Origin of the sequence: Rathayibacter oskolensis (assembly GCF_900177245.1) — a bacterium.
Classification (GTDB): Bacteria; Actinomycetota; Actinomycetes; order Actinomycetales; family Microbacteriaceae; genus Rathayibacter; species Rathayibacter oskolensis.
Genome location: NZ_FXBM01000001.1, coordinates 1022331 through 1035997, shown reverse-complemented (window position 1 = coordinate 1035997; position 13667 = coordinate 1022331). Strand labels below are relative to the sequence as shown.

Here is a 13667-nt window from a genome sequence, read left to right as displayed (position 1 = left end):
TCATGGAGTCCGCTTCCGAGCGGACCGCGAAGCCCACTCGACCGGGTCAAAGCGGGGCGCCTCCCTCTGGACGCCCCAGCGGCGGATCTCCGGGAATCGAGCCGCACGAGCACGCCACACCTGCCCTCTGAGCAGGTTCGTCAGCACTCCGGCGGCCGTGGAGATCGTGTACTCGAGACGGGCGACCAGGGCGAACGGCAGTGGTCGGTGATGCGCGAGCAAGCGGAGATGCGCGTCGGTGCGCGCCGCTTGGACGAGTTCCGATGCTCCCTCCGAGGAGGTCCCTGCGTCGTGGTCGATGACGGCAGTGGGCACGAGGATCAGGTCGTACCCGCGGGCGCGGGCACGGAGCGAAAAGTCAACGTCTTCGCCGTACAGGAAGAAGGACGCGTCGAACGGCCCGACCTCGAGCAGGTCCGCCCGCCGGCCGAAGAGGCCCGCGCCGCAGAGACGAGGGACCGGAACCGGGATCGAGGTCTCGATCCACTCGTCAAGACGACGAGAGAAGGAGGCTTTGCGGGCGAGCAGTTCGAGGGACGACCACCAGAGATTGAACGCATGGACCTGAGCCCGCCCGTTCGTGATCAGGAGCGACCCGAAGAACGTACGAGTGGAAGGCCGAGCGTGCCTCAACAGCGACTCGAGCAGCTCCGGGCGCGCCCGCGAATCCGGATTCATCATCAACACCCATTCGCCCGACGACATCTGCACGCAGTCGTTCACCGCGTCGCCGAAGCCGACGTTGCGCCCGGCGCCGACGACTGCGGCCCGCCCGGACAACGCATCCGCATGCTGCGCCGCTCCACCGTTGTCGGCGACGAGGATCTCGACGTCGGCTCCGGCGACCTCAGCGGCACGCTCGACCGATTCGATGCTGTCCATGATCATCGCCAATGGCGTGTGATAGGCGACGTAGATCACTGTGACGGCAGACAAGAAGGCCTCTCGGTCGTTGGCGGAAGATGCAACAGGCCTCGACGTCGACACCGGGAGCGGGGCGACAATTACGCTACCGGTTCTGAGGGGTTGCGAGCACGGCCCACGACAGGGGGCGCTGTGGCGCGCGCCACTGTCAACTTCGCGCCTGGTTGCGGCACGGGGAGGCGAGTCCGACGACGGGCTACACTGACCGCGATGACCGGCCCAGACGCGAGACGAGATCGTTCAATGAAGCCTCAGGCGCGCTCGGGGGGGCTCCAGGTGCACTCGGGCCGGAAGTCCCTGACCCTTGCTGAACTCTGCCTCTTCCTCACCGTGGCGTTCGTCCCGTTCCAGCAGGTCTTCACCGTCTCCGTCGGTTTCCCGCTCAAGCTCAGCGAGATCTTCGCCGGCCTCGGTTGCTTCTTCTGCGTGGTCGGCGGAGCTCGAGCGCGATCCTCCTTCGCCGGCTGGCCCCTCCTCGCTGTCTTCACCGTGATAATCGGCGCGTCCACCCTCATCGCCGCCCTCACGCCTCTGCCGGTGGCCTCGGCGCCCGGCTACAGCCTGGGCTTCACGCTCGACCTCCTCCAGTACACGGCGTACGCGATCCTCGTGATCGCTACTGCTTATCTGATGGCGACGCGCATCGGAGCGGATGTCATCGTCCGCGCCACGTCAGTGGCGGTCCGACTCGCCGCCCTGTACGCCCTGGTGCAGATAGGCCTGTGGCTGGCGGGCTCGAGCAGTGTACTGGCGATCGTGAACGGCAACATCCAGTTCGGTCGCGCGTTCGGCACGAATCTTCCGAGGAACGGATCCTTCCTCGAGGGCAACTACCTCGGCTTCTTCGCCGCGTTCGCGTTCTTCACCTCATTGCGAGGAGCGACGGTGAGACGCCGCACCGTCGACTGCTTCCTCGCCGTCGCCCTGTTGCTGTACTCGCAGTCGACCTCCGCTCTCGCCGGTCTCATCGTCGGCATCGGGGTCATGCTCATTCTCCGGCCCGATGTCAGGGCGGGTACAGCACTCGTGGGCTCGGTCATCCCGATCCTGGGTCTGGCGTTCGCCTTCGTCCCTTCCGTCACCGCGTACGCCGATCACCAGCTCGGCAAGCTGGGGCTCGGGCCGGCTGCAGCGGCGGGCGACAGCATCTCGTACTCGTCCCGGACTCGCACTCTCAACGCCGACGCCGGGATCGGAATGGGCTGGGATCATGCAGGGGCCGGAGTAGGTGCAGGCCGGTTCGGCGTCTACCAGCCGTCGTACGCGGACTTCAGTACCGTCCCGGCCGGCTACAGCTCCGGGATCCGTCCGATCACCCCGTCAGCCTTCGTGCAGATCTTCGCCGAGCACGGACTCTTCGCCTTCCTCGCCTTCACTCTGCTGCTCGTCGCGCTCGCGTGGCGCGTCCGGCGAATCAACCGACTCGACTTCGCTCTGGCCGTCTTCCTGTTCGTCGGGCTCAACGCGACACCTTCGTGGACGGTGATGACGATCTGGATCGCCATCGCCTATCTCGCCGCCCGTGCCGGCGAAGGGCGGACCCCGTCGTCCGAACCGCTGACCAGCATGTCGGCGCGGCCCGAGCGCTCGAACCGCGTGACGCGCGGCAGCTCCGTCCGCAACTCCCGACCGCGTTCGCTCGCCGCTTCGCAACATCGCCCGACGTGAGACCGGGGGCGCGCGATCGCCGGTCGACGTCGAGATCAATCACCTCAGGAGGTCCAGGAGTGTCCATCGCCTCGAAAGTCCGGAAAGAACTCTGGATCATCTCCCGCGACGTGGTGCTGAACAGAGTCGCTGCATCGTCGCTCATACCGATCTCGTTCCGGTGGCGGGTGCTGCGTTTGCTCGGCCTCGACGTCGAGAAGTCACGCCTCTGCGCGGGTATCTGGATAGGGAGCCGCGACATCAGCATCGGGGCTGGTTCGTTCGTCAACTATCGATGCATCTTCAACTCGGCCGGCGGCATCCGGATAGGGCGCAACTGCGACATCGCGATGGACGCCTCGTTCATCACCAGCTCCCATGCACCCGGTGACTTTCGTCGCCGCGCGGGAGCAGCGACGACGGCGCCCATCGTCGTCGGGGACGGTTCCTGGATCGGCGCCAGGGCGATCATCCTCCCCGGCGTCACCATTGGACGAGGCGTCGTCATCGCCGCGGGGGCGGTCGTGACTGAGGACTGCGAGGACGACTCGGTGTGGGGAGGCGTCCCGGCCCGCCGCCTGAAGTCACTATCAGGGTCCTCGCAGCCCGACCGCTCACCTTGATCTTCCTCCGCGTGATCGGTCTACTATCAGGGGCAATCGTCAGTACCGCCGCGAGCCGGCGACGATGACATCCTCTCGGCCCGAGTCCGAGATTACCTCTCGTCCGGACATCCCCGATCGGGGCTCACGACCCCTCACCGGCGGAGGAGTGCCTGGCATACCGTCGCCACCATGACTGATACCAGCAGCGGCCTTTCGCCGAGCCGACGGCTCCTAATCAAGACGTCGGCCGTCAGCGGACTCGCTGCGGTGGCGGTGACGGTCGCAGCCCCGCCAGCAGTTGCAGACAATCCTGCTCGGCGGACCGAGAGCCTCTTCAACGTCCTTCAATTCGGCGATGAAGGACTCACCGACGAGCAGCGCCTCCGTCTCGGTCTCAAGTACTTCCCGGACAACAAAGTCCAGGGAACGCTGATCATCTCGCGCGGGCTCACCCTCACGTCACCGGTCGACATCGATATTGCTTGGGTCTCACTGGAGATGACAGGTGGCGCTATCGACTGCTCGACCATCACGACCGGCCCTGCTCTCCGATTCCTCAACAGCAGCAGCTCGGGCTACCCGTACACTCGAAATTCATACCGAGGCCTTCGACTCACAGGACCGGGCGAGGGGACTGCGAGCGTCGGAATCCGTTTCGACTCCCCGACCTATCCCGTTCGCGGCGTGGGTTTCTACGGCCTCGAGATCTCCGACTTCGGCACCGGAGTCGAGTTCTTGAACAACGCCTACCTCTTCAACTTCTTCTCCTTCTCGATCACCGATTGCGGCACCGGAGCATCGATGCCCTCCGGTGCCGCGAATTACGGCGAGAACATCAAGTTCATCGGTGGAGAGATATCTGCTTGCGGTCGAGGTATCCACAACAACAACTCGAACGGCAACATCCACGTAACGTCGACCAGGTTCGAGGACTGCGGTCAAGCGGTTCGAGTGGAGAAAGGCGGCGTGTTCCTTTCCGAATGCGAGGTCGAACTCGGCGATCGAGCGGCCTCTACGAAGCTTCCTCCCTTCTTCACGGGGACGTCGACCGATGCGAAGGTGCAGGTGATCGGGGGGCGGCTGACAGCGTCATCGGTCTGCACAGCGGCTTCGTTCTTCGAGACCCAGAACCCGAGCTGGGGATGCGGGATCGTCGTGGTCAACTTCGCGATCGGCACTGCGCGCACGACTACCGGATACCTGATCGGAGGAACTGGCAACGTTCGACTTGATCAAGTCGTACTGGAGGACAGCCCGAGCAGCGCCTCCAACAGCGGAAGCCTCCTCACGTCCCCCAAGAACAACAAGCTGATCGACGGTTCCTTCGACCTCGCCGTTGTGGCCGATGCCTTCTTCACCGCGCCGGCCTCGACGTCGAGGACAGCTGCAGGTGGGGCGACGCTGACGACGTCGGCGGGAAAGCTCATCGTGACGAGGACGTCCGCGAGCTCACCCGTGGTCGTCGCCTTCGACGTCCCCTGCGTAGCCGGCAAGGTGTACGCCAACTCCCTGACCGTGTCAGGAGGGACCTCGAGCGGAACCTTCACCTACTCCGAGACGTTCATAGCAGTGATCGGTCAGCCGACAGCCTCAATCCCCAGCGCGGCGAAGTCGGACGTCCGCGAATCCATCCAGGTGTCCATGGACGAACTGAAGACCAGGCTGCCCGCTGCGCTCAGCTTCACAGCACCATCCTCGACCCGTGCCGCCCCGGCCTGGGCGACGCACTTCAGGTTGTCCCTCGACATCTCGCGGCTATCCGTCGGAACAGTGGAGATCTCGGACGTGATCGTCACTGAGGTGTGATCTTCCGGGCGAGACCGGCCGCAACTCCGGTATTACCCTGACCTCGACTTGAAACAGTGAGGAACCGTCCGATCGAGCCGTCCGCCATTGGGGGGGTACCGGGAAACGGGTCTCTCCTCGATGCGGTTTAGCCTTCTGTCATGAGCAGATATTCCTCGTCGAAGGAGCCGACTCGCCGGAATGTCTTCGCTCTCTCGGGTATTGCCGGGGTCGCAGCGGCGTCAGCGTCCGCAGCTCCCACCGCGTCAGCCGACGACGTGACGCATCGAACCGACAGTATTCACAACATCCTCGAATTTGGGGATGCCGGCCTGACGGACGAGCAACGCCTTCTGCTCGCGATCAAGTATTTTGTCTCCAACAAGGTCGAGGCGACGCTGATCATCTCGCGCGGATTCCGCATCAACGCGACCGTGGAGATCGACATCGCGTACATCTCCATAGAGATGACCGGTGCGAACATCAATTCATCCGCCGTTCCGAACGGCCCAGCGCTTCGATTCTTCTCCAGCGCCCCAGCAGGCGGAACGCAGGCGCGGACGACCTACCGGGGTCTTCGACTGATCGGGCCGGGTAAGACGTCGCTCGGTAGTTCTGCACTGCAATTCGACTCCAGTGTCGGTGATGTCGCCGGCATCGGATTCTTCGGCCTCGAAGTGTACGGCTACCACACCGGACTCGAGTTCAAGAACCGTGGTTCGGGCATCTCGTTCTTCGCCTTCCACCTCTACGGTTGCGCAACTGGCGTCGCTCTCCGCAGTGGATTCGCCGATTCCGGCGACGACATCCGTTTCATCGGTGGCGGAATCGGCACATCGGACACCGCCGTGCTCGTGACGAACTCCGATGCGGAAGTGCATTTTCACTCCACTTCGTTCGACTGGTGCAAGCAGACGATCAAGGCCGAAGATGGATCGGTCTCACTCTCACAGTGTCACTTCGAGATGAGTTCCGCCTCAGCCCAGTCCGGTCTACCGCCGTTCTACTCCGGCGCCTCTCCGAACGCGAAGATCACGATCGTGGGCGGGGATCTGATCTATCTGACGCCGGCTACGACGGCACACCTCTTCGAGACCGCGAGCACCAGCTGGAGTGGGGGAATCAGCGTCAATTCCCTGTCCATGATGAACACCACGACCACCTCCGGCTACCTGGTCGGCGGAACCGCAAACGTCAAGTTCGACAACATGATGCTCGTCGACGGCAACGGATCCGGATCCGGAGCGGGAGCGGTTCTGACGCACAAGTCAGCCAACAAGCTCATCGACGGAACCTTCAACCTACCGACGCCCGTCGACGTCTTCTCAATCTCCAGTGACGCCACGAGTCGAACCGACAGTCCCGGTCTCGCACTGACGACCTCGGGCGGGAGACTCGTGCTGACCCGGAACGCAGCGAAGCCCTGGGCTGCCATCGCGATCGACGTCCCCTGCACCGCGGGTAAGTTCTACGCGAGCGAGATCACCTTTGCCGGCGGCACGGCGGGCGGGACGTTCACGTACATCGAGTGCTTCGTCGCGAATCAGGGCTTCACCCGGACGACGACGCCGGTGACGCTGAAGACCAACGCGCGAGGAACCACGAACATCTCGATGACCGACGTGAAGAGCGTGGCGTCCTTCAAGAAGACGTTCGGCGCGACGTCGTGGAGCAGGATCGCCCCACCCTGGGCCACGCACTTCAGGATCAAGATGGGCTTGAATTCTGTCACCGGTGGCACCATCAACGTCGCCGAGATCATCGTTACAGAGCTCTGAGCCGCGCCCCTCCTCCGCCGGTTTTCACGACGCTCAGCGCACCGCCACCGTCGCCCGGTCACGCCCCGTCAAATCCCTCTGAGTGGCCGCTCCCCGCCACCCCGACACGGTCAGCAAGGCGCGCATCTCTGCCCCCTGCGACTCCCCGTGCTCGATGACGAGCACTCCCCCGGGCCGCAGCAGGCGGCGCGCAGTCGCCGTCAGTCGACGCACGACGTCGAGTCCGTCGTCACCGCCGTAGAGCGCGGACGGAGGGTCGAACAGGCGCACCTCGGGATCGCGAGGAATCGCGTTCGAGGGAATGTACGGCGGGTTAGACACCACGACCGAGACAGCGCCGTCCAACTCCGGCAGTGCCTGAGAGAGGTCGTCGAAGACGATCCGCGCATTGTCGAGGCCCAGTCGATCGCGGTTGCCGCGCGCCCAGATGAACGCCTCGACGGCGTTCTCGACGCCGATCACGCGGGCGTGCGGCACCTCGTGCGCGAGCGACAGGGCGAGGGCGCCGCTCCCGGTGCCGAGATCGACGGCGAGTGGCGACGGATCGGCCACGGAGCGCAGCGCGTCGATCGCGATCTGCGCGACTCCCTCGGTCTCGGGGCGCGGGACGAAGACGCCCGGGCCGACGGCGAGTTCGAGCGAGCGGAAGGGCGCGACGCCGGTGATGTGCTGGAGGGGCTCGCGAGAGGCGCGCCGTTCGATCATCCGGTCGAAGGCGTCCAGCGCGGACTCCTCGACCGGCAGACCGGTGATCATGCGCGCCTGCAGCTGTCCGCGACCGAGACCGAGCAGATGCCCGAGCAGCAGCTCGGCATCGACGTCGGGGGTCGGCACGTGGGCTCGCGCCAGACGGATGACGGCGTCGGCGAGCAGCGCGCGCGCGTCGACGGCGGTGGACACGACGCTCACGACTCCTCGTTGCCGATGTCGGCGAGGCGGGCCTCTTCGTCGAACTGGATCGCGCTCTCGATGACCGGGTCGAGGGCTCCGTTCATCACGCCGTCGAGGTTGTAGGCCTTGTAGCCGGTGCGGTGATCGGCGATCCGGTTCTCGGGGAAGTTGTAGGTGCGGATGCGCTCGGAGCGGTCCATGGTGCGGATCTGCGTCTTGCGCGCGTCGGAGGCCGCCGCGGCGATCTCCTCCTGCTGACGGGCGAGGATCCGGGCGCGCAGCACGCGCATCCCGGCCTCGCGGTTCTGCAGCTGGCTCTTCTCGTTCTGCATCGACACCACGATCCCTGTCGGGAGGTGGGTGATCCGCACGGCGGAGTCGGTGGTGTTGACCGACTGGCCGCCGGGCCCTGACGAGCGGTAGACGTCGATCTTGAGGTCGTTCTGGTTGATCGCGACCTCCTCCGGAGCATCCACCTCGGGGAACACGAGGACGCCGGTCGTCGAGGTGTGGATGCGGCCCTGCGACTCCGTCACGGGAACGCGCTGCACGCGGTGGACGCCACCCTCGTACTTCAGGTGGGCCCAGACGCCCTGCGACGGGTCGGTCGCGGTGCTCTTGATGGCGACCTGCACGTTCTTGTAGCCGCCGAGGTCGGACTCGTCGCGATCGAGGATCTCGGTCTTCCAGCCTTTCGCCTCGGCGTAGTGGAGGTACATGCGGAGGAGGTCGGCGGCGAACAGCGCGCTCTCGGCCCCGCCCTCGCCGCCCTTGATCTCCATGATCACGTCGCGGCCGTCATCGGGGTCGCGCGGGATGAGGAGGCGGCGCAGCTTCTCCTGCGCGACGCGGAACGACTCCTCGAGCTGCGGCACCTCCTCGGCGAAGGCCTCGTCGTCGCGCGCGAGCTCCCTGGCCGCCTCGAGGTCCTCCCCCGCCTCGACCCACGCGGCGTGCGCCGCCTTGATCTGGCTCAGCTCGGCGTAGCGACGGTTGACCTTCTTCGATCGCGCGGGGTCCGCGTGCAGCTCGGGGTCTGACAGCTGCGTCTGGAGATCCTCGTACTCGGCGAAGAGGACGCTGACGGATTCGAACATGAGGGGCCTGGCTTCCGGGTGTTCGTCGTGGGGTGGGTCTCGATGCGCCCGCTGCGGGGGCTGCTCGACCAGCAGAGTCTCGGCCCGCAGAAACGGGCGAGGGAGGTCGGCTGCGGACCGGGAACGCGAAAACGTCCGCGGTCGCCCCGGGTGGGGGCGACCGCGGACGTCGGGGCGCTAGTGGTGGCCGTTGCCGTGACCGGCGGTGGTCGGGCCGACGGCCGACTTCGAGACCTGCATCAGGAACTCGACGTTCGAGGACGTCTCCTTGAGGCGGGACAGGATGATCTCGAGCGCCTGCTGCTGGTCGAGGCCCGCGAGGGCACGGCGCAGCTTCCAGGTGATCTTGACCTCGTCCTGGCTGAGCAGCATCTCCTCGCGACGGGTGCCCGACGCGTTCACGTCGACCGCCGGGAAGATCCGCTTGTCGGCCAGGTGGCGCGAGAGGCGGAGCTCCATGTTGCCGGTGCCCTTGAACTCCTCGAAGATCACCTCGTCCATCTTCGAGCCGGTCTCGATGAGCGCCGTCGCGAGGATGGTGAGCGAGCCGCCGTTCTCGATGTTGCGCGCGGCGCCGAAGAACTTCTTGGGCGGGTACAGCGCGGAGGCGTCCACTCCGCCCGAGAGGACACGGCCGGAGGCCGGGGCGGTCACGTTGTAGGCGCGACCGAGACGGGTGATCGAGTCGAGCAGCACGACGACGTCGTGGCCCAGCTCGACGAGGCGCTTGGCGCGCTCGATGGCGAGCTCGGCGACCGTGGTGTGGTCCTCCGCCGGCCGGTCGAAGGTCGAGGCGACGACCTCACCGCGCACCGTGCGCTGCATGTCGGTGACCTCTTCGGGCCGCTCGTCGACCAGCACGACCATGAGGTGGACCTCGGGGTTGTTCTGGACGATCGCGTTCGCGATCTGCTGCAGCACGATCGTCTTGCCCGCCTTGGGCGGAGCGACGATGAGGCCGCGCTGGCCCTTGCCGATCGGAGCGACGAGGTCGATGATCCGCTGGGTCAGCTTGCCCGGCTCCGTCTCGAGGCGCAGTCGCTCCGTCGGGTAGAGCGGGGTGAGCTTCTGGAACTCGACTCGAGCGGCGGCCTCCTCGACGGTCTGGCCGTTGATCGAGTCGACGCGGACGATCGCGTTGTACTTCTGGCGGCCGCCGCCCTCACCCTCGCGGGGCTGACGGATCGCGCCGACGACCGCGTCGCCCTTGCGCAGGTTGTACTTCTTGACCTGGCCGAGCGAGACGTAGACGTCGCTGACGCCGGGGAGGTAGCCGGTGGTCCGGACGAACGCGTAGTTGTCGAGGACGTCGAGGATGCCGGCGACCGGGATGAGGACGTCGTCCTCGCCGATCTCGGGCTCGAAGTCGTCACCGACCGCGCCGCCGCGGCGCTTGCGGTCGCGGTACCGGCTGCGACGGCCGTCCTCGCCGTCGGCCTGCTGGCCGTTCTGGGGCTGGCCGTTGCCGCCCTGCGCGTTCGACTGCTGGTTGCTCTGGGCGTTCTGGTTGTTCTGACCGTTCTGGCCCGACGTGTTCTGGTTGCCGGCGTTCTGCCCGTTCGCGGGCTGGCTGCCTCCCTGACCGTTCTGGCCCTGGTTGCCCTGACCGTTCTGCTGGCCGCCGTCGTTCGCCTGGCGGTCGTCACCGCGGCTGCGGTTGCGGTTGCGGCGGTTGCGACCTCGGCCGGAACTCTGCTGGTCGTTCTGGCCCTGCTGGTCGCTTTGGCCCTGCTGGTCGTTCTGGCCCTGCTGATCGCTCTGGCCCTGCTGGTCGTTCGAGTCCTGCTCGGCGGTGTCCTGCTGCTCTGCAGGCGCCTCCGCCTCGGGGGCCTCGACGGCGTCGTCGGACGCAACCTCTGCGGTGTCGGCCTGCTCGGCGCTGCCGCCACGGCTGCGGCGGCGGCCGCGACGCTCGCGCTGACCGCCGTCGCGGGAGGAGTCGCCGGTCTCGGGGCCGTTGGGCAGCTCGATGTCGATGACCGTCCTGGGAGCCTGGTCGGCTTCGGCGGCCGGCTCGATGACCGGGAGGTCGGGGATGAGCGACTCGACGCCGCTCCCGCCCTCGATGTTGACGTGCTCGCCCGCGGCGACAGTGCCGCTGGAGGCGCGACGAGACGCACGACGGCGCGGAGCGCGCTCGGCGGCAGCAGGCGTCTCGATGTCGGCCGGGGCCGACTCGACGGGAGCCGATTCGGGAGCCGACTCGATGGGAGCCGACTCGACGGCCGCCGGCTCGGCGGGTGCGGGGTCGACCTGCGCCGACTCGACAGGCGCGGCGTCGGCGTCGGGCGCCGGCGCCTCCTCGGCCGTCGGGGCGGCCTGCTCGAGGACGTCGGCGGTGTCGGCCTCGGACGTCTCGGTGGGCGACTGCGGCGACTCGACGGGCGCGTCGAGGACCGGCGTGCTCTGCTCGATCACATCGGCCGGCTCGGCCTCGCTGCCGGCTGCGTCGACGGCGAGCACGGCCTCAGTGGGCACTGCCTCGGCGGCCGCGACACCGTCGCGGAGAGCGGAGATCGCCTGCACGAGCTCGCCCTTGCGGAGCTTGGAGGCGCCGCCAAGGCCGAGGCTCGTGGCGAGCGCCTGGAGCTCCGCGACGCGGAGGGCCGAGAGATCGGCGCTGGAGTCCACGGCCGGGCCGTGGGTGTTGACATCTGTCACTGGAGAGGGTTCCTTCCCTCCGGGAGCGAGTGCTCACCGGGAGAGCTCATCGACCGTGCGGTTCCATCGCGTGTTCTGATCCACGCGATGCTCTCGGTTGTTCCCGCCGCAGGCCGCGAAGAGCGCGGAAGAAGCCGGACAACCGGACGCCGATCTGCAAGAGGAGCAGGACGGGCGCCCTTCACACGATTCGATGGCCGTGGTTATCGGGACGATCCTTCGGACAGATTCCGCTCGTTACGCGGTTCCTCAGGATGCGATCCCCACTGTAGCACCCTTGAAGTCGACGGCCAGCATGTGGGCGCGCCACGGTGTGCCTGCCTCTTTCTCGACGAGATCGGCGGCGGCGAGACGCTGCGCGGGGTCGCTGCACAGCACCAGGACGCTCGGTCCCGCCCCGGAGACGACGGCCGCGTAGCCGTGCGAGCGCAGCAGGGCGATGAGCTCCGACGTCTGCGGCATCGCCGCCGCTCGGTAGTTCTGGTGCAGCTTGTCCTCGGTGGCCGCGAACAGCAGCTCCGGGCTCTGGATCAGGGCGGCGATGAGCAGCGACGAGCGCGAGACGTTGAAGACCGCGTCCTCGTGCGGCACGCTCTGCGGCTGCAGGGACCGCGCGAGCTTGGTGGACATGGTGTGCTCGGGCACGAAGACGACCGGCGACACTCCGCGGTGCACCATCAGCCGCTTCGATCGCGGGCGGAGCGGAGTCTCGGCCGTCCCCGCCGCATCCGGTTCGACCCACGCGATGGTGAGTCCGCCGAACAGCGCGGGCGCGACGTTGTCGGGATGCCCCTCCATCTCGGTGGCGATGCGGAGGAGGTCGTCGGCGTCGAGCGAGACGATCCCGTCGAGCAGGCCCTTGGCAGCCATGATCCCCGAGACGATCGCGGCTCCGGAGGATCCCATCCCGCGGCCGTGCGGGATGATGTTCCGCGCGATCACCTCGATGCCGGGCATCTCCTGGTGCTGATCCTTGAAGGTGTAGATGATGGCCTGGACCACCAGGTTCGTCTCATCGGTCGGCACCTCGCCCTCGCCCACTCCGTGCACGGTCACCCGGGCACCGGAGGCGGCGACGGCGGTCACGTCGAGCTCGTCGTAGGACGAGAGCGCCAGCCCGAGCGTGTCGAACCCGGGGCCGAGGTTCGCCGAGGTCGCGGGGACCTTGACGTGGACGGTGCGGCCGACGGGAACCGCCGAGGTCATGCGCCGGCCAGCCCCAGCACGCCCGCGATCGCGGTGGTGTCGACGGGGACGACGGTCGGCGTGATGTCGGCGCCGTCGGCGGTGCGGAGGGCCCACTGGGGGTCCTTCAGGCCGTGGCCCGTGACCGTCAGCACGACGGTGGCGCCCTTCGGGATCGCGCCCGCCTCCGAGCGCTCGAGGAGGCCGGCCACACTGATGGCGGAGGCGGGCTCGACGAAGATGCCGACCTCTCCGGCGAGGAGGCGGTAGGCCTCGAGGATCTTCTCGTCGCTGATCGCGCCGAAGTACCCGTCGCTCACGCTGCGCGCGTTCAGCGCGAGCTCCCACGAGGCGGGGTTTCCGATGCGGATGGCGCTCGCGATCGTCTCGGGGTGGCGGACGGGGGCTCCGTGGACGATCGGGGCCGACCCCTCGGCCTGGAAGCCGAACATGCGCGGGAGGCGCGTCGTCGCGCCGCGCTCGAGCTCCTCGGAGTAGCCGCGGAAGTAGGCGGTGTAGTTGCCCGCGTTGCCGACGGGGACGATGTGGAAGTCGGGGGCGTCTCCGAGAACCTCGACGACCTCGTAGGCGGCCGTCTTCTGGCCCGCGATGCGGTCGGGGTTCACCGAGTTGACCAGGTGCACCGGGTAGTTCTTCGCGAGGTCGCGGGCGATGTCGAGGCAGTCGTCGAAGTTGCCCTGCACCTGCAGGAGCTGCGCGTTGTGCGCGATCGCCTGGCTCAGCTTGCCGAGCGCGATCTTGCCCTCCGGCACCAGCACGGCGGCGGTGATGCCGGCGTGCGTCGCGTAGGCGGCGGCCGAGGCGGACGTGTTGCCGGTCGACGCGCAGATGACGGCCTTCGCGCCGTGCTCGACGGCCTTCGAGATCGCCATGGTCATGCCGCGGTCCTTGAAGGATCCGGTCGGGTTCATGCCCTCGTACTTGACCCAGACCGTGGCGCCCGTGCGGGCGGAGAGGGCCGGAGCCGGGATGAGCGGCGTGCCGCCCTCGCCGAGCGTGATGACCGGCGTCGCCTCGGTGATGTCGAGGCGGTCCGCGTACTCGTGCAGGACTCCGCGCCACTGCTTGGCCAT

At 67.3% G+C, this 13667-nt stretch carries 10 protein-coding genes; 4 read left to right on the top strand and 6 right to left on the bottom strand.

Annotated elements, in window-relative coordinates; translation table 11 throughout:
• Nucleotides 1-921: a glycosyltransferase family 2 protein gene (locus B9Y99_RS05065; protein WP_085475456.1), complete on the bottom strand. Its 921-nt coding sequence runs from the start codon at nucleotides 919-921 to the stop codon at nucleotides 1-3.
• Between the two features lie 246 nt (nucleotides 922-1167).
• Here B9Y99_RS05065 and B9Y99_RS05060 point away from each other — a divergent pair, with 246 nt between their 5' ends.
• The 4 genes from B9Y99_RS05060 (at nucleotide 1168) to B9Y99_RS05045 (ending at nucleotide 6739) form a co-directional block, all read left to right on the top strand.
• The gene (locus tag B9Y99_RS05060) at nucleotides 1168-2592 is read left to right on the top strand and encodes an O-antigen ligase family protein (protein ID WP_085475455.1); all 1425 of its coding nucleotides are present in this window, start codon (nucleotides 1168-1170) and stop codon (nucleotides 2590-2592) included.
• A 59-nt stretch (nucleotides 2593-2651) separates the two neighbouring features.
• The gene (locus B9Y99_RS19145; protein WP_085475454.1) at nucleotides 2652-3194 is read left to right on the top strand and encodes an acyltransferase; all 543 of its coding nucleotides are present in this window, start codon (nucleotides 2652-2654) and stop codon (nucleotides 3192-3194) included.
• A gap of 171 nt (nucleotides 3195-3365) precedes the next feature.
• Entirely contained in the window at nucleotides 3366-4982 is a 1617-nt protein-coding gene (locus B9Y99_RS05050; RefSeq protein ID WP_129587899.1) for a hypothetical protein, read from the top strand.
• Between the two features lie 140 nt (nucleotides 4983-5122).
• Nucleotides 5123-6739, top strand: a complete 1617-nt coding sequence (locus B9Y99_RS05045) for a hypothetical protein (RefSeq protein WP_129587898.1) — start codon at nucleotides 5123-5125, stop codon at nucleotides 6737-6739.
• A gap of 33 nt (nucleotides 6740-6772) precedes the next feature.
• On the opposite strand, the gene prmC is transcribed toward B9Y99_RS05045, so the two are convergent.
• The 5 genes from prmC to thrC form a co-directional block, all read right to left on the bottom strand.
• Nucleotides 6773-7648, bottom strand: a complete 876-nt coding sequence (gene prmC, locus B9Y99_RS05040; RefSeq protein WP_085475451.1) for a peptide chain release factor N(5)-glutamine methyltransferase — start codon at nucleotides 7646-7648, stop codon at nucleotides 6773-6775.
• Entirely contained in the window at nucleotides 7645-8727 is a 1083-nt protein-coding gene (gene prfA, locus B9Y99_RS05035) for a peptide chain release factor 1 (protein WP_085475450.1), read from the bottom strand. The genes prmC and prfA overlap by 4 nt, the downstream gene beginning before the upstream one ends.
• A 177-nt stretch (nucleotides 8728-8904) precedes the next feature.
• Nucleotides 8905-11388, bottom strand: a complete 2484-nt coding sequence (gene rho, locus B9Y99_RS05030) for a transcription termination factor Rho (RefSeq protein WP_085475449.1) — start codon at nucleotides 11386-11388, stop codon at nucleotides 8905-8907.
• 249 nt (nucleotides 11389-11637) lie between these two features.
• Nucleotides 11638-12594: a homoserine kinase gene (gene thrB, locus B9Y99_RS05025; RefSeq protein ID WP_085475448.1), complete on the bottom strand. Its 957-nt coding sequence runs from the start codon at nucleotides 12592-12594 to the stop codon at nucleotides 11638-11640.
• Entirely contained in the window at nucleotides 12591-13667 is a 1077-nt protein-coding gene (thrC, locus tag B9Y99_RS05020; RefSeq protein WP_085475447.1) for a threonine synthase, read from the bottom strand. The genes thrB and thrC overlap by 4 nt, the downstream gene beginning before the upstream one ends.